The sequence below is a fragment of the Streptomyces sp. NPDC004788 genome (genome assembly GCF_053601115.1).
On sequence record NZ_JBSGBF010000075.1, the window covers coordinates 1 to 18,161 of the forward strand.

The window sequence follows — 18,161 nt, forward strand, 5'->3', positions numbered from 1 at the left end:
GCGCCCTGCGGAGCGGGGAGTCGTGACCTTCCGCCCCGGATCCCGCCGGGATGCGGGCGTGGCCGCGCCCCGTCACCCTGGGACCATGGCCGGCAGCAGGCCACCGCGCGCTCCGTGCCGTGCGGTCAGCTCACGGAGCGCGTCGCGGGGTCCGCCCGGTTCCCCGGGCGTCCGTCCGGCCATGGTCCCAGGGTGACGGGGCGCGGCCACGCCCGCATCCCGGCGGGATCCGGGGCGGAAGGTCACGACTCCCCGCTCCGCAGGGCGCTCAGGCGCCTGCGGTACTCCTCCTCGTCGATCTCACCGCGGGCGAGCCGCTCGGCGAGGATCTGCTCGGGCACCGCCGGGACCCGACGCGCCGGCCGGTCCGCGGCACGGTCCAGCGAGCGGAAGATCATCACGACGACGGTGATGAGGAGGCCCCAGAACAGGACCATGCCGGCCGCCATGGCGAACCAGCCCCATCCGTTCATCCCGTTGCCGTACCAGAACATCATGTCCACTCACGCTCCCCACGACCGCACCGGCACCTGCGGGGCGTCCCCGTCCCGGCCCGGCCGGACACTCCCACGGTGCCCCCGGCCCGGACGGGGCGCACAGGGCCGACCGGCCCCCCGCGGGGACCGTTCGGGCACGGAAGGGGACGAGCGGCCCCTGGGGCCGGGATCCCGCCTCCGGGAGGGTGGGAACCGGCAGGGCTCCGCGACGACGACGCGGGCTGCTGCCGGGAGGCACCATGACCCGAGTGACCGGGAGACCGCCCGGCGCGGACGGCGCGGACGGTACGCCCCGACCGTGGCAGATGCTGCTCCTGGCCACGGTCGGCTTCACCCTCTGTTTCTGGGCCTGGGCCCTGCTCGCGCCGCTCGGCCCGCGGCTGCGGGACGACCTGGATCTCAGTTCGTTCGAGCAGTCCCTGGTGGTCGCCGTGCCGGTGGTCGTCGGCGCGCTCGGCAGGATCCCCGCCGGGGCGCTGACGGACCGCTGGGGAGCCCAGCGGATGTTCCCCCTCGTCGCCGCGCTGACGATCCTGCCGGTGCTGTACCTGGGGCATCTCGCCGACTCCCTGGCGGAGGTGCTGGCGGGCGGCTTCCTGCTCGGGCTGGGCGGAACCGCCTTCGCCGTCGGCGTCCCGTTCGTCAACGCCTGGTATCCGCCGGCGCGCCGGGGCGTCGCCCTCGGGGTCTTCGGCATCGGCACCGGCGGCACGGCCCTGGCGTCGTTCACGACCGTCCAGCTGACCGACGCCGTCGGGCGCGCCTTCCCGTTCGACCTCGTGGCCGGCTGCCTCGCCGGGTACGCCGTGGTGGCCCGGTTCCTGCTGCGCGACCGTCCGGGACGCGCGACCGCGGCGGGTTCGCTCCGGTCCCGCACCGCACTGGCCGCGCGCACGCCGTCGACCTGGCACCTGGCGTTCCTGTACGCCGTGTCCTTCGGCGGGTTCGTCGCCTTCAGCGTCTACCTGCCCACCTATCTGACCCGGGCCTACGAGCTCAGCCGCCCGGACGCGGCGCTGCGGACCGCCGGGTTCGTCGTCCTCGCGGTCGCCATGCGGCCCCTGGGCGGCTGGCTGTCGGACCGCGTCCGTCCCGTCCCCGTGCTGACGGTGTCGTACGGGCTCGTCGCCGCGTGTGCGGTCGTGGCCTCCTTCGAGGCGGAACTGGTCCCGGTCGGAACCGCGGCCTTCCTCGGCATGGCCGCAGGTCTGGGCGCGGGCTCCGGTGCGGTCTTCGCCCTCGTGGCCCGCCTGGTGCCGGCCGAGCGGGTGGGCTCGGTGACCGGCCTGGTGGGGGCGGCGGGCGGTCTCGGCGGATTCTTCCCACCGCTCGTCATGGGCGCGGTCGACAGCGTCGCGCACGACTACACCTGGGGCTTCGTGCTGCTGGCCGTGACCGCGCTGGTCGCGGGGGCTCTGACCGCCACGGTCGTCCGGCGACGGGTGCGTGTCGCGGCGGACGCGTGACCCGTCCGGCCGGGTCTCGGATTGGGCCGTTCGTCCCCCTGTTCGGGCCGGGAGGACCGTGGCGGCCGGTCTCTTCCGGGTCTCGTATGGAAGACATGAACAGCGACCGGCCTCTCCTCGTCGCCACGGGAGTCCGCAAGATCTACCGGACGGGCTCGGTGGCGGTCACCGCCCTGGACGACCTGGATCTCGTCGTGCGTCACGGCGAGCTCGTGGGGGTCATGGGACCGTCCGGGTCCGGGAAGACGACCCTGCTGAACTGTCTGTCCGGGCTCGACGACATCGACGGCGGCCGGGTGGAGATCGACGGCCGTGATCTCTTCGCGATGTCGGACGCCGCACGCACGGAGCACCGGGCCCGCACGATGGGTTTCGTCTTCCAGTCGTTCAACCTGATCCCCGTCTTCTCCGCGGTGGAGAACGTCGAACTCCCCCTCCTGCTCGTGGGCACCCGGCCGCGCGAGGCGCGCAGCAGGGCGCTCGCCATGCTCGACCGGGTCGGCCTCGGTCACCGGGTCGAGCACCGGCCCAGCGAACTGTCCGGCGGTGAACAGCAGCGGGTGACCATCGCGCGCGCCCTCGCCGGCCGGCCGGCCGTCGTGTGGGCGGACGAACCGACCGGCAACCTCGACAGCGCCATGGCCGACCAGGTCATGGACCTGCTGTGCGAACTCAACCGGGACGAGGGCCAGACGATCGTCCTCGTCACCCACGACAGCACCATCGGTGCCCGCGTCCCCCGGCTGATCCGGATGCGCGACGGGCGGCTGGTCGACGACCTTCCGCAGCGCGTTCCGGCCACGGAAGCGGTCACCGACGTCTCCCGGGACCGATGATGTATCCGAACCTCCTGGCCCCGCTGCTCATCGCCCTCGCGCTCGTCCTCGTGGCGCTCGTCCTGGTCGCCGTCCGGCAACCCGTCTCGCGTCGTCTGGCCTTCCGCCAGCTCGCCCGACGGCGCACCGAGGCCGCGCTCGTCATCGGCGGATCGGTCCTCGGCACGGCGATCATCATCGGGGCCCTGGTCGTCGGCGACACCCTCAACTTCTCGGTGCGCCAGGAGGCCTACCGCACGCTGGGCCCGGTGGACGAGCGCGTCGTGGCACCGCCCGGCCCGCCCGGGCACGCGGTCGCCCAGCGGCTCGCCGCGCTGAGGACCGGCCCGGACGTCGACGGCGTGCTGACCGCCCGGACCACCCAGGCCTCGGGCGTCAGCCGCCCCCAGGGCCGTACGATCGCCGAACCGCGCGTCCTGGCCTGGCAGATGGACTTCGACGAGGCATCCCGCTTCGGTGCGGCGGGCGGGAGCTCAGGCATCGGCGGACCCGGCCCGAAGCCCGGCCAGGTCGTGATCAACGCGCCGCTGGCACAGTCGCTGCGGGTGGGCGCCGGGGAGCCGATCACGCTCTACCTGTTCGGCAACCCGCACACCTACCGCGTGGAGCGGGTGGTGCCGGAGCGGGGTCTGGCCGGCGTGGGCCTGGGCGGCAGGCTGAACCGTGACGCGTTCCTGGCCCCCGGAACCCTCGACGCCGCGGCGCGGGCCGCCGGCACGGAGCCGCGTGCGGTCACCTTCGTGTCCAACCGCGGCGGTGTCGAGGGCGGCGAGGCCCTGACCCCGCGGGTGACCACGGACATCCGCGAGGCGCTGGGGCCGCTCTCCCGCCAGGCCGCCGTCGACACCCCGAAACACACGGTCCTGAGGGATGCCAAGCAGGCCGGGGACTCGCTCGGTGCGCTGTTCCTGATGATCGGCAGCTTCAGCATCATCGCGGGCGCCCTGCTGCTCGTGAACATCTTCGTCATGCTGGGCGAGGAGCGGAAGGCGCAGATGGGCATGGTGCGGGCGATCGGCATGAAGCGCTCGCGTCTGATCGGCTCCTTCACCCTCGAAGGGGCCGCCTACGCGCTGCTCTCCGCGCTGCCCGGAGCGGCCATCGGAGTGGGCGTGGGCTGGGGCGTCGCCGTGGTGGCCGCGGAGATCTTCCGCGGCTGGTCGGTCGGCGGCAGCAGCCTCCGGATCGCCTTCGCCGTCACGCCCACCAGCATCCTGAACGGTGTGGCCATGGGCCTGCTGATCGCGTTCGCGGCCATCCTGGGGACGAGCACGCGGATCAGCAGGTTCAACATCATCGCCGCCGTCCGGGACCTGCCGTCGACACCCGGGCGTGGCCCGCGCCGCAGACTGCTCGTCGTGTGCGGCGCCCTGTCGGTCCTCTTCGCGTTCGCGGCCGTCCCCGCGGTGGCCCGCAGCCAGGCCGAGGCCACCTACCTCATGCCGGCGCTCGCCCTCGCCTTCGCCGTCCCCGCCCTGCTGCGGGTGATGTCCCGGCAGGCCGCGACCACGCTCGTCGCGGGCGCCGTACTGGCCTGGACCCTGCTGGCGCCGGTCCTGCGCCCGCGGATCTTCGACGCGCCCTCCATGTCCGTGTACGTCATCCAGGGCGCCCTCGCCGCCTTCTCCGCCGTGGTGCTCGTCAGCAACAACCAGAAGACGCTGCTGCGCCCCGTACGGCGTCTCTTCGAGCGCCCGTCGGAGTCGGGCCTGGCGGCGCGGCTCGCGGTCGCCTACCCGCTGGCGAAACGGTTCCGTACGGGCGCCACGCTCGTGATGTACACGCTGATCGTGTTCGTTCTCGTCCTGCTGACGGAGATCTCCGGCATCCTTCGCGCCGGCGTCGACGGAGTCGTCACCGACGCCACCGCCGGCTACTCCCTGCGGCTCGACTACAACCCGCAGGTCGCCGGCGACCGGCTCGTCGCCCAGCTGCGCAACGGCCCTTCCGCTGCCGGCATCGACACCGTCACGCCCCTGCTCAACGGCAGCGGCCGGGCCACCGACCCCGGCCACCGCAGCAAACAGCTGCTGGACGTCGCGGCCGTGGGGGTGCCGAACGGCGCGATCACCGGCATCACCTTCCGTGAACGGCTGCCCGGACTCGCCAACGACCCGGCGGTCTGGCACGCGCTCGCCGCCGACCCCCGTTACGTCGTGATCGACGCCTTCTTCGGGAGCACCGGCGGCCCGGCCGGCGACTACTACGACCCCGGCGACACCCTCACCGTGACCGACCCGCGGACCGGCCACAGCGAACAGAAGATCATCGCGGGCGTCCTCAGCAACGGCATGGTCTTCTACCCGGGCACCGGCGCCAGCTCGACCACGTACCCGGTGGTCATGGGCGAGCAGAGCATGCGCGGCCTCTTCGGCGACCAGGCCCAGAACGCCTCCGCCCTCGTCAGCACCCGCCCCGGGACGTCCCCCGACACCCTGGCGACCCAACTGCAGGGCGAGCAGCTGTCGTCCAGCCTCGTCGCCACCCCGATCGCCTCCGAGATCCGCCACCAGTTCGACTCCAGCACCGCCTTCTTCCGCCTCATGCAGGGTTTCCTCGCCCTGGGCCTCGGCGTCGGCATCACCGGCCTCGGCGTCGTCATGGTCCGCGCCGTGCGCGAACGCCGCCGCACCATCGGAATCCTGCGGGCCCTCGGCTTCCGGGCACGCACCGTCCGCCGGTCCTTCCTGTGGGAGAGCGCCTTCGTCGCGGCGGAGGGAATCGTGCTCGGCTCCCTGCTCGGTGTCCTGACGACCTGGCTGATGTACCGCAACAGCGCGGCCTTCGAGGGCCTCGAAGGCGGGTTCCCCGTCGAGTGGACCGGCATCTGCGGCCTGGCGGTGGCCACCTTCGTCGCCTCGCTCCTGGCCACCGTGGGTCCGGCCCGTCGCGCCGCAGCCATCCGCCCCGCACGCGCGGTCCGCGTAGCGGACTGACGATCAGGGGCCGGGCGGGTCGACGGCGCGCGGGGGGCGCAGGTCCTGCGCGTCCCGGCGCGGCGGAATCACGGTTTGTGGGTTACCCAGAGCACTTCCGCGGGCCAGCGGTGTGCCCAGTCGGGTGGGTCGGTTTCGTTGTAGCCGTTGGGTGTTCCCGGTTCGGGCCGCGGTTCGATGAGGTCGTCGATGACGAGACCCGCGCCGCGCAGGACCTTGACCCAGCCGCCGTAGGTGAGCTGATAGCTGGTCGCGCCGTCGCCTTCGGCGATGGTGTTCAGCCCGAAGTAGTCCTGTTGGAGCGTCGTGGTCACGCGGCCGGCGGCTTCGTCGTAGCAGGCTTCGAACCAGGGGCTGGCGACGTTGAACACCAGACGCCCGCCTCGGCGCAGGACGCGTGCCGCCTGCGGGACGGCCAGGTGCGGGGGCGCCCAGCTGAGCCCACCGAAGTCGCAGAACACCAGGTCGAAGCTGTCGGCGGCGAAGGGGAGTTGTTCGGCGGCACCTTGCACCAGCGGGTGACGGGCCGCTCCCATCGCGCGCGCCGCTGCCGTGAGTTGGGCTTCGGACAGGTCGATCCCGACCACGTGGGCGCCTTCGGCGGCGAGCGCCCTGGACCACTGGCCGGCGCCGCAGCCGAGTTCGAGGACGCGCTTGCCGGTGACGTCGCCCAGGGCGTGCAGGTGTGCGTCGGGGATGGAGTACATGCCCCACAGCCGGGGTTCGGCGCCGATGCGCGGGTCGTGCGCGTGCTGGTAGGCGCTGCTGATCCGGTTCCAGAGCCGCCGGTTGGCGGGGATGCTGTCCACCCGCCGACTCCAGCACTGCCCACCGGAGGCGGTCAACACGATTACGGCAGTGGGTGGGCCCGCCGACGGTGAGGCCCGCTACGACCGCTACGAGGACGCGCTCGCCACGGGCCCGGCCGTCGGAGTCCCCGCCCTCACCATCGACCCCCTGCTCGCCCCCTTCACGGTCCGCGGGCTGACCGCCGCTCCCGGCCGTAAGGTGGGACACGTATCTGTCCGCTCGCCCGCGCGTGGATGTGAGGGCTTCATGACGACGGCACGCGACCTTCTCCTGGTCGTCCTGGACGGCAAGCCCGACCGGGAGGTGCGTCTGGGCGAGCTGTCGCTCGCGCTGGCCGGGGCGGAGCTCGTCGACCTGCTCGGGACCGATGCGGTCGCGTTGCGGGCGGAACTCGTCGTGCCCGTCGGCTATCCCGTCCCGGCCGACGACCTCCTGGCGCGGGCGCTCGCCTCGCTGCGCCGGGAGGAGCCGTACGAGACGGTCGGTGACTGGCTGTGGCGCAGAGGCGATGGGCTGGCCGAGGCGTATCTCACGGCTCTGGAGGCGGAGGGCGCGCTCACCCGGCGGCGGCGTCGCGGGCTCCCGCTGGCGGACGGTGTGCCGGTCCCGGAGGATTCGGCGGCCCGCCGCCGGGCGGCGGAACTGTGGTCGTCCGCCGACCCGGTGCTCGTAAGTCTCGCCGGGGAGCTGGGTCTGCGCGCCGAGCAGGCGCCGGAACCGGATCGTGTCGAGGCTCTCGACGACTCGGTGACGCTCGTGCTGGCCGCCGTCGGCGACGCGCTGCTGGAGCTGGAGGGCGTACGGCAGCGGCGGACCGTCGAGCAGGCGGCCTTCGACAACGTGTGGCGGGGGCCCGGCTGACCGGGCCCGTCAGCCCTTGAGGGCGAAGAAGTGCATGGGCGAGTTCGGCCGGAATCCGATGCGCGGGTAGACGGGTGCTCCGGCGACGGTCGCGTGCAGGGTGGCGCGGGTGAGGCCGGTGGCGCGGGCGCCCTCGTACAGCGCCTTCCTCGTCACCGCCTCGCCGTAGCCGCGGCGCTCCCACTGCGGGTCGGTGGCCACGAGCACGACGAAGAGTCGGCCCTCCGCCTCGACCGTGGCGGCGCAGGTCACCGGGATGCCGTCGCGTACGCCCAGGTAGGCGTGCACCCGGTCCTTCCACAGCACGGAGCCGGCCAGGCCGTCCCGGCCGTCTTCCAGGGGGAAGCCGTACGCACGGGAGTTGATGTCCGCGTACGCCTGGAGCTGTTCGTCGGTCGACACCCGCACGAATGTCAGGTCCGGGTGGACGGGCTCCGGCAGGGGCAGCAGGTCCCCGGCCATGCCCGTTCCGGGAAAGGCGTGCACCAGGCCGGCCCGCTCGGCCGCCGCCTCCAGGCCGGAGCGCGCCTCGGCCTCGATCAGGTCCTCGAAGACCCAGAGGAAGCCGGGCTGTTGCTTCGCGCGCATGACGTCCGCGGCCTCGTGCAGGCGCCGCTCCAAGAGCTCGGCGTCGGCGCCGACCTCGGTGAGGGTGACGCAGTTCCAGAAGGCGAAGCGGCAGTCGGCCCAGCGGACGGCGATGCCGGGGAGGTCACGGACGTCTGCGTCCCGGTCCCGGTCGAGAACCATGGCCCGCCAGACCAGGGCCAGTTGCTCCATGGATTCGACAGAGTCCGCGAGAACTGTCACCGGAATACCTCACTTCGTCGAGACATCGGGAAGATCCCGACGAGTGAACCACGATTCCGGCCTGCTCCACAGGACGCGGCCGGCGCGACGCGGACGCCCGTGCACCTGCCACCGCCACGCCGCGCCCCCGCGCCCCGCGCCCCGGTGAGTGGTGTGCCATGCCGGGGTACGGGGCCGGGCTCGGGTCAGGACTCGTCCCGCCGGGGCAGTCGCCAGCCGGCGCGCGGGAAGTGGCAGGTGTAGCCGTCCGGGTAGCGCTGGAGATAGTCCTGGTGCTCGGGCTCGGCCTCCCAGAACGGGCCCGCCGGGGTGACCTCGGTGACCACCGGTCCCGGCCAGAGGCCCGAGGCCTCGACGTCGGCGATGGTGTCCTCGGCGACGCGCCGCTGCTCGTCGTTCAGGTAGAAGACGGCGGAGCGGTAGCTGTCCCCGATGTCGTTGCCCTGCCGGTCCTTCGTGGTCGGGTCGTGGATCTGGAAGAAGAACTCCAGGAGCGCCCGGTAGTCGGTCGCGTTCGGGTCGAAGACGATCTCGACGGACTCCGCGTGCCCGTCGTGGTGACGGTACGTCGGGTGTGCCAGTTCGCCGCCGCTGTACCCCACCCGCGTCGCCAGCACACCCGGCTGCTTGCGGATGAGTTCCTGCATGCCCCAGAAGCAGCCGCCTGCCAGTACGGCCCGTTCCTCGTTGCCGGCCATCGCCCGTCACCGCCCTCTCGTCCATCGCGTCACTCAGGTCGGTCTCGCGAGGCCGACCGGTCTGTCTGGCGTGCCACCTCACCGAAGGACGCGACACCCCTCCAGACTGGCACAGCCTCCATCACCGGTCAAACAGGTGACGAAGGCTGTCCCGGCGGGTTCCCGGGCTGGGCGGTCAGCCCTGCGCGGCGTGCTGGCGCGCCCGGTAGTTGGCCGCCTTGACCCGGTTGCCGCACGTCCGCATCGCACACCACTCCCGGCGATGCCCGCGCGAGCGGTCCAGATATACCTGCGTGCACTCCGGACGGGCACATTCACGCAGCAGCGCGGCGTCGTCCCCGCCGACCAGCTGCACCGTCTCACGGGCCAGCGCGGCCAGCCCCTGGGCGACCGACCCCGAGCGCATGACCCCGTCGGGCGTCAGCCGCAGCGTCACCGGCGGACCGGAGGCGTGCAGGTTCACCTCCGCCACCGACTCCGCCGGCAGCGGACGGCCGTCGAGCCGGGCGGCCACCAGGTCGTAGATCGCCTCGCGCAACCGCACGGCGATCACCACCTCCGCCTCGCTCGCACCCGGCGGCAGATCCAGCATCCCCGACTCCATGAACCAGTCGTCGAGGAGGCCGGGCGTGGCCAGCTTCTCCAGCGGAGCGGCGTTGCGCCGCGCCCGCAGCGTGCCGACGAAGTCCAGGCAGAGCGTCCCACAGGGAAATGCGTGATTCACGTAACCATACTGACCAGTGACATCGTGCGTTGCAAGCCCTCCGTCTCCTCCTGGGGCTCCCCCGCCGCCACAGCCCGGACTCCCCCGCCTCCCGGCTCCGCAGCCGGCGTCAGAGGCCGAGGACTCGGACGGCGTTCTCCTTGAGGATCAGCGGGCGGACTTCCGGCTTGATGTCGAGGGTGCCGAAGTCGGCCAGCCATCGGTCGGGCGTGACGACGGGGAAGTCCGAGCCGAACAGCACCTTGTGCCGGAGGAAGGAACCGGCCGCCTTCACGAGCTGCGGGGGAAAGTACTTCGGGGACCAGCCCGACAGGTCGATGTAGACGTTGGCCTTGTGCGTGGCGATGGAGATCGCCTCGTCCTGCCAGGGCACCGACGGGTGTGCCAGGACGATTGTCAGGCCGGGGAAGTCGGCGGCGACGTCGTCCAGGAGCATCGGGTCGGAGTGGCGCAGCTTGATGCCGCGCCCACCGGGCAGACCCGCGCCGATGCCGGACTGCCCGGTGTGGAACAGGGCGGGGACACCCAGCTCCTGGAGCGCCTCGTAGAGCGGGTAGTGCTCGGGGGCGTTCGGTGCGAACGCCTGGAGGCTGGGGTGGAACTTGAAGCCGCGGACGCCGTGGTCGAGGACGAGCGCGCGGGCCCGGGCGACGGCGTCCGGACGGTGCGGGTCGACCGAGCCGAACGGGATGAGGACGTCGGGGTGGGCGGCCGCGGCGTCGGCGATCTCCTCGCTGGACAGGGCGGGGTGACCCAGTCCCGTGGTGGCGTCCACCGTGAAGATGACGGCGGCCATCCGGCGCTCGCGGTAGTGCGCGGCGATCGTCTCGACGGTCGGGGTGCGGTCCTGGCCGGCCTTGAAGTACGCGGCGGAGGCGTCCATCAGCTCGGCGTCGAGCGCGAGGTGGCCGCGGGCGTCCTGCTCCACGTGGACGTGGAAGTCGATCGCGGTGAGGTCGGTGAGGTAGGCGGGGTTCATCGGGGTGCTCACAGGTGTTCGGTCCTCTTCTTCGCGTCGAGGAGGAGGTTCAGGAGGGCGTCGCGTGCGGCGACCAGGTCGGCCTCCGGCGTGCCGGCCAGCTCGTCGGCCACGCCCCGGGTGATCGCGCGCGTCAGTTCGGGTGTGAGACGCGGTGCGCCGAGGTCGGCCCACCATTCCTCCATGGGCGGGCCGAGGTGCTCCAGGACGTGGGCGATGCCGCCGGGGCCGCCCGACAGGTGCTGGTTGAGGAAGGGCCCGAGCAGCGCCCAGCGCAGCCCGGGACCGTGGGCGATGGCGGCGTCGATGTCGGCGACGCTCGCCGCGCCCCGCTCGACCAGGGAGTACGCCTCGCGCCACAGCGCCGCCTGGAGCCGGTTCGCGACGTGGCCGGGGAGCTCCTGGCGCAGCCGGATGGGGCGGCGTCCGAGGTTCCGGTAGAAGGCCATGGCCTCCTCGACGGCGGCCTCGGAGGTCCGCTCGCCCGGCACGACCTCGACCAGCGGGATGAGGTGGGGCGGGTTGAACGGATGCCCGACGAGGACCCGTTCGGGATGGGCGGCGCAGGCGCGCTGAATCCGGGACGGCAGCAGTCCGGAGGAGCTGCTCGCCAGGACGGTCCCCGGTGGGGCCGCGGCGTCGAGTACGGCGAAGACCTCGTCCTTCAGCTCGGGGCGTTCCGGGCCGTTCTCCTGGACGAAATCGGCGTCCGCGACCGCCTCGGCGGGGTCCGGGGTGAAGGACAGCCGCTCCTGGTGGGCGGGGACCGCCGCCCGGAGCCGGGCCTCCGCGCCGGGCGCGGGGTCGGTCGCGACGACCTCGTGCCCGTACTCCAGGAAGAGGGTCGTCCAGGAGGCACCGATGACCCCGGTACCGACGACGGCGACTCTCATGACGTGCTCCCGTGCCCGGCGCCGACTCCTGTGCCGACTCCTGTGCCGGCCCCGGGGAGCGTCGCGGTGCCGGCACCGGTCCCGTGCCCGGTGCCGGCCCCGTCCTCGGCGGCTCGTCTTCCGGCGGCGAACGCGACGAACGGGTCCAGGGACCGCGGGTCGGCGAGGACGTCGGTGCTGGCCACGGACTCGGGGCGGGCGCCGAGGAGGATCCTCTTGACCGGCACCTCCAGCTTCTTGCCGGTCCGGTTGCGCGGGACGGTGGGCACCCGCTCGATGACGTCCGGTACGTGCCGCGGCGACAGCGCCGACCGCAGCGCGCGGGCGATGCCCGTGCGCAGGGCGTCGTCCAGCTCCACCGGTCCGGCGACGAAGAGCAGCAGTTCTCCGTTTCCGCCTTCGGGGTCCTCGATGTGGACGACGAGGCTGTCGTCGACCTCGGGGAGGTCCTCGACGACCGCGTAGAACTCCGCGGTGCCGAGCCGGACCCCGCCGCGGTTGAGGGTGGCGTCGGAGCGTCCGGCGACGATGCAGTGGCCCTCGGGCGCGAACCGTACCCAGTCGCCGTGCCGCCACACGCCCGGAAACTCCTCGAAGTACGCGGCCCGGTAGCGGGAGCCGTCGGTGTCGCCCCAGAAGCCGACGGGCATCGACGGCATCGGCTCGGTGATCACCAACTCGCCCAGCTCGCCGACCACCCGCTCGCCCTTGCTGTCGTAGGCGTACGCGGCGACCCCGAGGCAGGGCCCGGATATCTCCCCGGCGCGCACGGTCTGCAGCGGGCTGCCCTGGAGGATGCCGGTGCACACGTCGGTGCCTCCGCAGCCGACGTTGAGGAGCACCCCGTCCCCGAACTGCTCGGCCACCCAGCGGAATCCGTCGGCGGCGAGCGGGCTGCCCGCCGCGCCGAGCTGCCGCAGCCGCGACAGGTCGAACTCCTCGGCGGGCCGGATCCCGGCCTTGCGGCAGGCCATCAGATAGCCGGGGCTCACGCCCATCAGCGTCGCCCCGGTGTCGGCGGCGATCCGCCATTGCTCCCGCAGGTCGGGATGGACCGGATTGCCGTCGATCATGACGATGGACGCGCGGACGAGGAGCGCGGACACCAGGGTGTTCCACAGCATCCAGGCGGTCGTGCTGAACCAGAGCATCCGGTCGCCCGGCTTCAGGTCCCAGCTGAGCGCGTTGTTCTTGAGGTGCTCCAGGAGGATGCCGCCGTGCCGGTGCACGATCGCCTTGGGGATGCCGGTGGTCCCGGAGGAGAACAGCACGAAGAGCGGGTGGTCGAACGGCACGGGCTCAAAGGCGAGTTCCGCGGGTTCCGCAGGTTCTCCCGGTTCTCCCGGTTCTCCCGGTCCTTCCCCTACGGCGAGCAGCTCGGTCCACCCCAGGGCGTCGGGCAGGGTGTTCTTCCCGTACGGGACGTGGACGATCCGTTCCACGCTGGGGAGCCGGGCGGCGATCTCCGCCACCTCCGTGCGGCGGTCGATGTCGCGGTCCCCGTAGCGGTAGCCGGTGACGGTGAGCAGCACCTTCGGTTCGAGCTGGGCGAACCGGTCGACGACGCTGCGGGAGCCGAACTCGGGTGCGCAGGCGGCCCAGACGGCACCGATGCTCGCGGTGGCGAGGAAGGCCACCAGGGTCTCGGGGATGTTCGGCAGGTACGCGACGACCCGGTCGCCCTTGCCGACGCCCAGGCGGAGGAGCCCGGCGCGGGCGCGGGCCACCTGGTCCCGGAGCTCGCCGAAGGTCAGCTCCAGCGGTGCCCTGGTCTGGGAGTGGGCGACGACCGCGACGGCGTCGAGGTCCTGCTCACGGCCGAGCGCGTGCTCGGCGTAGTTGAGGGTCGCGCCGGGGAACCACTCGGTGTCCGGCATGGACTTGCGGCCCAGGGTGGCGGTGGGCGGGGTGTGCGGCCGGACGTCGAAGAACTCCCAGACCGACGACCAGAAGCCGGCCAGATCGGTGACGGACCACTGCCAGAGACTGTCGTAGTCGGGAAAGCGCAGCTGTCGCTCCGATTCCAGCCAGCCGAGGTAGCGGCCGATCTCCGAGTCCGCCCTGACGGTGGGGCCGGGGGTGCTGAGGATCTCGTTCATCGGGCGGCCTTTCCGGTGGTGACCTTCGCGGCGCGGCCGTCCAGGAACGCCCGCATCCGCTCCTGGGCGTCGCCGCTGCCGGCCGCGACGGCCGACATGAGGGATTCGAGCAGGAGGCCGCCGGCCGGCGAGGCCTCGGCGATCCTGGGGAGGGCCTGGAGGACGGCGAAGTTGGTCAGCGGGGCGTTGGCGGCGATCCGGCCGGCGAGTTCGAGGGCCTTGGCGCGCGCCCCGCCCTCGTCGGTGAGGTACTGCGAGAGGCCGGCGGCCTGTCCCTCGGCCGCGTCCAGGACGCGGCCGGTGAGCATCATGTCCGCCATCCGGTGCGCACCGATCAGCCGCGGGATTCGGACCGAGCCGCCGCCGCCGACGAAGATCCCGCGCTGCCCTTCAGGCAGCGCGTAGAACGTGGACGGATCGGCCACGCGGATGTGCGCGGAGGCCGCCAGCTCCAGGCCGCCGCCGATGACCGCGCCCTTCAGCGCGGCCACCACGGGGACCCGTCCGCCCTCGATCGTGTCGAAGACGCGGTGCCACATCAGCGAGTGTTCCAGGGCCTGTTCGGTGGTCCGCTCGGTGAGCTCGCCGAGGTCCAGCCCGGCGGAGAAGTGGTCGCCCTCGGCGTCGAGGACGACGGCCCGCACGTCGGGGCCCGGCTTCCGGAAGAACTCCTCGATGCCCAGCACCGTGGCGTCGTCGAGGGCGTTGCGCTTGGCCGGGCGGCGGAGCGTCAGGACCGCCACCCCGCCGCGTCGGTCGATGGAAAGCGTGCTCAAGGGAAGGCTCCTCAATCATCAGGAATCCTGAGTATCGGAGGGCACGCCGTCGCCGAGCAAGGGGTTGGGCTAGAATTTTCGACAGGATTCCTGACGATGGGGATCCGGAAGGTCCCTGGGGAGAGCATGTGAAGGACGTCGCTCCACCGTCGCTGCTGTACTCGGTGAAGCAGGTCGAACTGGCCACCCGCGCACGGCTCGACGAACTGCTCAAGCCCTCGGGCGTCACCGCTCTGCAGTACACGGCGCTGACCGTGCTCGAGCGCCGGGACGGCATGTCCGGGGCCGAGCTCGCCCGCAACTCCTTCGTCACGCCCCAGTCCATGTCCGACCTGGTCGGCGCGCTGGAGCGGCGCGGTCTCATCACCCGGTCCCCCGACCCGGCGAGCCGGCGCCGCCACGTCATCAGCCTCACCGACGCCGGCCGCGACCTGCTGGCCCTGCACGCGGCGGCCGTCCAGGAGCTGGAGGACGAGATGCTGCGGGAGTTCACGGCCGACGAACGCGCGGTCTTCCGCGACCTCCTCAACCGCGCCCGCGCGGCGCTCGCCTAGAGCCTGTCCGACCCTGATCCGCCGGCAGGCCCGGCCCTTCACGGCCCGTCCCGCAGCCGGGCAGGCCGCCGGCGGGACGGGCGGTGGCGGTGCCGGGCGTGGGGCGTCGGTGCTCATCGGGCGCCCGCCCTGGCCTGCGTGGCGGCGACGTAGCGGTTGGTGAAGAGCATCGGGAGGACGAAGCCGGCCGCCTGGACGAGCGTGGCGGGGGTGGAGTGGCCCTGGCCGGCGTGGGCGAGCAGCGCGAGGCCGGCGGCCGTCAGCGCGAAGGCCCCCGCCCAGACGCCGGTGATGACGGTGTTGGCCCGCACGAAGGGCCGCAGCCCCCACACCTCGCGGGGCGTGCTGCGCTTGGCCATGCCCAGGGTGAAGGGCTTGCGGATGAGCAGCGAGACCCCGGCGATCAGGGCCAGGACGGCGGAGGAGAGGGCGGCCGAGTAGCCGTGCACGCCCGAGCCGGGGTCGGCGAAGGCGATGCCGGCCAGGACCGCGAAGAAGGCCGCGGAGCCGATCTCGATGATCAGTGCGTCGAAGCCGACGCCCTCGCGGCGCTGCTGGACGATGATCGCCACCGCGGCGGCCAGCGCGGCCAGCGCGCCCCACTGCCACTGGGCGGACGGAATCACCGCGAAGACGATCCACGGCAGGAAGCTGCGCAGGTACGACATCGAAATCCCCCGGTCGGTTGGTCGGTCCGTCGGTCGGCCCGCCGAACTCACGTTCCTGTTGTGACATGTCGAAAGTAGACCTTCCAAAACTGACATGTCAAGAATGGAAGGTAGAGTGGGAGCCATGAGCCTTCGACACGCCCTTCTCGGACTCCTCTCGGAGCGCCCCGCCAGCGGCTACGACCTGCTGAAGCGCTTCGAGACCTCACTGGCCAACGTGTGGCCCGCCACCCAGAGTCAGATGTACTCGGAGCTGTCCAAGCTGGCGGCGGCCGGGCTGATCGACGTGTCGGCCGAGGGCCCGCGGGGCCGCAAGGAGTACACCCTCACCGACGAGGGGCTGACCGAGCTGCGGCACTGGCTGACCGAGACCAAGCCGCAGCGCACCACCCGCAGCGACGTCCTGCTGCGGGTGTTCTTCCTGGGAGTGCTCACCCCCGAGCAGGCCCGGGACTACCTGACCGGGCTTCAGGAGCTGTCCGAGCAGGAGTACGAGGACCTGCGCCGGCTGGAGGCCTCGATCGACTGGGGCGACGACCCGCTGTCGGTGCACGGCCGGATCGCCCTGGAGTACGGGCTCCGGTTCAACGCGATGCGCCGGGAGTGGGCGCAGTGGGCCGCGGGGCAGTTGCGCTGACACCGCGGGCGACGGCCCAGCACGGAGGAGGCCCGGACCGCGCACCGGTCCGGGCCCCGACCTCGGACGGGCGAGGAGCGGTAACGACGGCTTCGCCCGCCGACGCTCAGGCCCGCGCGGGCCGCGCCTTCCTCGCCCCACCGGCCGCCGTGCCCGCCTCCGTGCCCGCCGCCGACACCTGCCAGGCCGCCCGGCCGAGCAGCAGGCACAGCGGCGTGTAGAGCAGCAGGTTGAGCCAATAGAACGTGTCGGCGGGATCCGCCCAGGCCCCCGTCACCCAGACCAGACCGACCGCGCCACGGGCCAGCAGTCCGGCCGCCACCGCCCGGCTACCCCAACGCGGCAGCGCGGCGGGCAGCCGGCGGGCGAGGGCCGGCAACCCGCCGCCCCGAGCGAGCACCAGCGTCGCGCCGGAGAAAAGCAGTGCCGCGAGCGGGACCAGCCCCTGCGGGGTGAACGGCACCTGGGTGTTGAGCACCAGCTGCGAGAGCCGGGGCGTGCTGTGCACCGGCCAGGTCCGCCCGGTGGCCCAGTACAGGTGGATCAGGCCGTCCGCCGCCAGCACCGCGCCGATCGCGGCGGCCTTGCTGCGGGTCTTCGCCGACTTCACCGGCTTCATGTCGTCACCTCACGGAGTGTCAGGACGCTTGGACACCCGAAGGAGCACCCCGCCCGCCGATCCGTTCCTGTGACGAGGAACACTGCGGCCGCGCGGAAGTCGCGGGGAACCTTTCGCCGTCCCGGCGCCTCCCTCCACGGACCCCTGTCACCTATCGACGGAGAACGCACCATGCAGGAGCCACCGCCCGGCTTGGCCGAGCTGGTCCGGGCCGCCCAGGGCGGCGACCAACTCGCGGTCGGCCGGCTGCTGGACCTGATCACCCCGTACGTCCGCCGGCTCTGCGGCCCGATCGCCCTGGACGACGGCGCGGACGCGACCCAGGAGGCGCTCATCGCGGTCTTCCGCAAGCTGCGGCAGCTCAAGGATCCCGGCGCGCTGTTCGGCTGGGTCCGGGCCATCGCCGTACGGGAGGCGGTGCGGTACGCCACCCGCTCGGCGCGCTCGCAGCCGGCCGAGCTCGGCGAACTCCCCGCGCCCGGCGACCCCCAACTGGCCGCGGACATCCGCGACGTGCTGTCCCGGCTCGCGCCGCAGCACCGCGCCGTACTGCTCCTGCGCGACCTGGAGGGGCTGGACGAACGGCAGACGGCGGCACTGCTCGAGGTCGCGCCCGGGACGGTCAAGTCCCGGCTCTCCCGGGCCCGACTCAGCTTCCGAAAGGCATGGCAGCAGTGACCGAGACCCCGATGCCGCAGTGGCCCGTCGCCGACTTCGACCCGGTGCGCCGGCTGCACGTGATCGCCGCGAGCGCGCCCGGAGCGGTGCGGATCGGCGAGGCCGTCCTCGACGCGCCGTTCGAGCGGGTCTGGGCGCTCGCCCAGGACCTGGAACGCACGATGCCGCTGTGGATCCCCGATGTCCGCACGGTCCGTCTCGACACCTCCGAGTCGCCCGGTGCCCCGCTCCGGGCCCGGATCCACGGCCACACCCGGCTCCGCGCGACCTTCGCCATCGACCTCGCACCCGGCTGGTGCCTGATGCAGAGCCGCCTCGTCCTCGGCGGCATGGCGGCCCGACCCGAGACCGACCGTACGACCCGCTTCGCGTTCCTCGGCGGCCTGCGCTTCCCCGGCGCGCGCCTCCTCGCCCCCGCGCTGCGCCCGTTCACCGGGAACCCCGTCGCGCGGTTCGCCGCCCTCCTCGACGAGGAGTAGCCCCGAAGCCGCTCCACATGCTGCTCGCCGGCACGGGCGACGAGCAGCACCACGTCGGCAACCATGGGCTGTAGGACACATTCGCGGCGCGAGCCGTACCGCCCGCGGCGGCGACGCGCGGCGCACGGTGGCAGACGCGAG

Annotated in this window: 19 protein-coding genes; 8 read left to right on the top strand and 11 right to left on the bottom strand. The window is 72.8% G+C overall.

The features are described 5' to 3' along the window. Nucleotides 1-242 precede the first annotated feature (242 nt). A complete protein-coding gene (locus ACWEJX_RS27285; RefSeq protein WP_451610088.1) occupies nt 243-497 on the bottom strand; it encodes an SHOCT domain-containing protein in 255 nt (84 codons plus the stop codon). A 239-nt stretch (nt 498-736) separates the two neighbouring features. Here ACWEJX_RS27285 and ACWEJX_RS27290 point away from each other — a divergent pair, with 239 nt between their 5' ends. The 3 genes from ACWEJX_RS27290 (at nt 737) to ACWEJX_RS27300 (ending at nt 5,735) form a co-directional block, all read left to right on the top strand. Further along, nucleotides 737-1,963, top strand: a complete 1,227-nt coding sequence (locus ACWEJX_RS27290; protein ID WP_451610053.1) for an MFS transporter — start codon at nt 737-739, stop codon at nt 1,961-1,963. Between the two features lie 95 nt (nt 1,964-2,058). Further along, nucleotides 2,059-2,799: an ABC transporter ATP-binding protein gene (locus tag ACWEJX_RS27295; RefSeq protein WP_451610054.1), complete on the top strand. Its 741-nt coding sequence runs from the start codon at nt 2,059-2,061 to the stop codon at nt 2,797-2,799. Continuing rightward, the gene (locus tag ACWEJX_RS27300) at nt 2,796-5,735 is read left to right on the top strand and encodes an ABC transporter permease (protein WP_451610055.1); all 2,940 of its coding nucleotides are present in this window, start codon (nt 2,796-2,798) and stop codon (nt 5,733-5,735) included. Before ACWEJX_RS27295 ends, ACWEJX_RS27300 begins: the two co-directional genes overlap by 4 nt. Nucleotides 5,736-5,803: 68 nt before the next feature. On the opposite strand, the gene ACWEJX_RS27305 is transcribed toward ACWEJX_RS27300, so the two are convergent. Then, entirely contained in the window at nt 5,804-6,544 is a 741-nt protein-coding gene (locus ACWEJX_RS27305; protein WP_451610056.1) for a class I SAM-dependent methyltransferase, read from the bottom strand. A 49-nt stretch (nt 6,545-6,593) separates the two neighbouring features. Between ACWEJX_RS27305 and ACWEJX_RS27310 the strand changes: the two genes are divergently transcribed. Continuing rightward, nucleotides 6,594-7,406 carry a GOLPH3/VPS74 family protein gene (locus ACWEJX_RS27310; RefSeq protein ID WP_451610057.1) on the top strand — a complete coding sequence of 271 codons (813 nt, stop codon included), beginning with the start codon at nt 6,594-6,596 and terminating at the stop codon, nt 7,404-7,406. A gap of 9 nt (nt 7,407-7,415) precedes the next feature. On the opposite strand, the gene ACWEJX_RS27315 is transcribed toward ACWEJX_RS27310, so the two are convergent. The 7 genes from ACWEJX_RS27315 to ACWEJX_RS27345 all read right to left on the bottom strand — a co-directional run bounded on the left by ACWEJX_RS27315 (nt 7,416) and on the right by ACWEJX_RS27345 (nt 14,385). Continuing rightward, nucleotides 7,416-8,186, bottom strand: a complete 771-nt coding sequence (locus tag ACWEJX_RS27315) for a GNAT family N-acetyltransferase (RefSeq protein ID WP_451610058.1) — start codon at nt 8,184-8,186, stop codon at nt 7,416-7,418. Nucleotides 8,187-8,401: 215 nt separating this feature from the next. Beyond that, nucleotides 8,402-8,914 (bottom strand): peptide-methionine (S)-S-oxide reductase MsrA, encoded by a 513-nt coding sequence (gene msrA / locus ACWEJX_RS27320; RefSeq protein ID WP_451610059.1) that lies wholly within the window; start codon nt 8,912-8,914, stop codon nt 8,402-8,404. A 175-nt stretch (nt 8,915-9,089) separates the two neighbouring features. Further along, nucleotides 9,090-9,638 carry a CGNR zinc finger domain-containing protein gene (locus tag ACWEJX_RS27325; protein WP_451610060.1) on the bottom strand — a complete coding sequence of 183 codons (549 nt, stop codon included), beginning with the start codon at nt 9,636-9,638 and terminating at the stop codon, nt 9,090-9,092. A 109-nt stretch (nt 9,639-9,747) separates the two neighbouring features. Continuing rightward, the gene (locus ACWEJX_RS27330; RefSeq protein ID WP_451610089.1) at nt 9,748-10,617 is read right to left on the bottom strand and encodes an amidohydrolase family protein; all 870 of its coding nucleotides are present in this window, start codon (nt 10,615-10,617) and stop codon (nt 9,748-9,750) included. Between the two features lie 8 nt (nt 10,618-10,625). Beyond that, complete coding sequence (locus ACWEJX_RS27335) at nt 10,626-11,510, bottom strand: 3-hydroxyacyl-CoA dehydrogenase NAD-binding domain-containing protein (RefSeq protein WP_451610061.1); 885 nt, start codon at nt 11,508-11,510, stop codon at nt 10,626-10,628. After that, a complete protein-coding gene (locus ACWEJX_RS27340; RefSeq protein WP_451610062.1) occupies nt 11,507-13,609 on the bottom strand; it encodes an acetoacetate--CoA ligase in 2,103 nt (700 codons plus the stop codon). Before ACWEJX_RS27340 ends, ACWEJX_RS27335 begins: the two co-directional genes overlap by 4 nt. Then, nucleotides 13,606-14,385 (bottom strand): crotonase/enoyl-CoA hydratase family protein, encoded by a 780-nt coding sequence (locus ACWEJX_RS27345; RefSeq protein WP_451610063.1) that lies wholly within the window; start codon nt 14,383-14,385, stop codon nt 13,606-13,608. The genes ACWEJX_RS27340 and ACWEJX_RS27345 overlap by 4 nt, the downstream gene beginning before the upstream one ends. Before the next feature lie 128 nt (nt 14,386-14,513). Between ACWEJX_RS27345 and ACWEJX_RS27350 the strand changes: the two genes are divergently transcribed. After that, the gene (locus ACWEJX_RS27350; RefSeq protein ID WP_451610064.1) at nt 14,514-14,939 is read left to right on the top strand and encodes a MarR family winged helix-turn-helix transcriptional regulator; all 426 of its coding nucleotides are present in this window, start codon (nt 14,514-14,516) and stop codon (nt 14,937-14,939) included. A 113-nt stretch (nt 14,940-15,052) separates the two neighbouring features. On the opposite strand, the gene ACWEJX_RS27355 is transcribed toward ACWEJX_RS27350, so the two are convergent. Next, nucleotides 15,053-15,607, bottom strand: coding sequence for a hypothetical protein (locus ACWEJX_RS27355; RefSeq protein ID WP_451610065.1), 555 nt, complete (start codon nt 15,605-15,607; stop codon nt 15,053-15,055). A gap of 124 nt (nt 15,608-15,731) precedes the next feature. Here ACWEJX_RS27355 and ACWEJX_RS27360 point away from each other — a divergent pair, with 124 nt between their 5' ends. Further along, the gene (locus ACWEJX_RS27360) at nt 15,732-16,244 is read left to right on the top strand and encodes a PadR family transcriptional regulator (protein WP_451610066.1); all 513 of its coding nucleotides are present in this window, start codon (nt 15,732-15,734) and stop codon (nt 16,242-16,244) included. Nucleotides 16,245-16,350: 106 nt separating this feature from the next. On the opposite strand, the gene ACWEJX_RS27365 is transcribed toward ACWEJX_RS27360, so the two are convergent. Further along, on the bottom strand, nt 16,351-16,863 hold the full coding sequence (locus tag ACWEJX_RS27365; protein ID WP_451610067.1) for a DUF3995 domain-containing protein: 513 nt from the start codon (nt 16,861-16,863) through the stop codon (nt 16,351-16,353). 171 nt (nt 16,864-17,034) lie between these two features. Between ACWEJX_RS27365 and ACWEJX_RS27370 the strand changes: the two genes are divergently transcribed. Together ACWEJX_RS27370 and ACWEJX_RS27375 are read left to right on the top strand one after the other, a co-directional pair. Next, the gene (locus ACWEJX_RS27370) at nt 17,035-17,541 is read left to right on the top strand and encodes an RNA polymerase sigma factor (RefSeq protein ID WP_451610068.1); all 507 of its coding nucleotides are present in this window, start codon (nt 17,035-17,037) and stop codon (nt 17,539-17,541) included. Further along, nucleotides 17,529-18,020 (top strand): hypothetical protein, encoded by a 492-nt coding sequence (locus ACWEJX_RS27375; protein ID WP_451610069.1) that lies wholly within the window; start codon nt 17,529-17,531, stop codon nt 18,018-18,020. Before ACWEJX_RS27370 ends, ACWEJX_RS27375 begins: the two co-directional genes overlap by 13 nt. Nucleotides 18,021-18,161: the final 141 nt, after the last annotated feature.

Coding starts and splice junctions, on each gene's coding strand:
- ACWEJX_RS27365 (WP_451610067.1), bottom strand. CDS start 16,863: ATGAAGCCGGTGAAGTCGGCGAAGACCCGCAGCAAGGCCGCCGCGATC.
- ACWEJX_RS27300 (WP_451610055.1), top strand. CDS start 2,796: ATGATGTATCCGAACCTCCTGGCCCCGCTGCTCATCGCCCTCGCGCTC.
- ACWEJX_RS27375 (WP_451610069.1), top strand. CDS start 17,529: ATGGCAGCAGTGACCGAGACCCCGATGCCGCAGTGGCCCGTCGCCGAC.
- ACWEJX_RS27370 (WP_451610068.1), top strand. CDS start 17,035: ATGCAGGAGCCACCGCCCGGCTTGGCCGAGCTGGTCCGGGCCGCCCAG.
- ACWEJX_RS27335 (WP_451610061.1), bottom strand. CDS start 11,510: ATGAGAGTCGCCGTCGTCGGTACCGGGGTCATCGGTGCCTCCTGGACG.
- ACWEJX_RS27360 (WP_451610066.1), top strand. CDS start 15,732: ATGAGCCTTCGACACGCCCTTCTCGGACTCCTCTCGGAGCGCCCCGCC.
- ACWEJX_RS27315 (WP_451610058.1), bottom strand. CDS start 8,186: ATGGAGCAACTGGCCCTGGTCTGGCGGGCCATGGTTCTCGACCGGGAC.
- ACWEJX_RS27290 (WP_451610053.1), top strand. CDS start 737: ATGACCCGAGTGACCGGGAGACCGCCCGGCGCGGACGGCGCGGACGGT.
- ACWEJX_RS27285 (WP_451610088.1), bottom strand. CDS start 497: ATGATGTTCTGGTACGGCAACGGGATGAACGGATGGGGCTGGTTCGCC.
- ACWEJX_RS27340 (WP_451610062.1), bottom strand. CDS start 13,609: ATGAACGAGATCCTCAGCACCCCCGGCCCCACCGTCAGGGCGGACTCG.
- ACWEJX_RS27295 (WP_451610054.1), top strand. CDS start 2,059: ATGAACAGCGACCGGCCTCTCCTCGTCGCCACGGGAGTCCGCAAGATC.
- msrA (WP_451610059.1), bottom strand. CDS start 8,914: ATGGCCGGCAACGAGGAACGGGCCGTACTGGCAGGCGGCTGCTTCTGG.
- ACWEJX_RS27355 (WP_451610065.1), bottom strand. CDS start 15,607: ATGTCGTACCTGCGCAGCTTCCTGCCGTGGATCGTCTTCGCGGTGATT.
- ACWEJX_RS27330 (WP_451610089.1), bottom strand. CDS start 10,617: ATGAACCCCGCCTACCTCACCGACCTCACCGCGATCGACTTCCACGTC.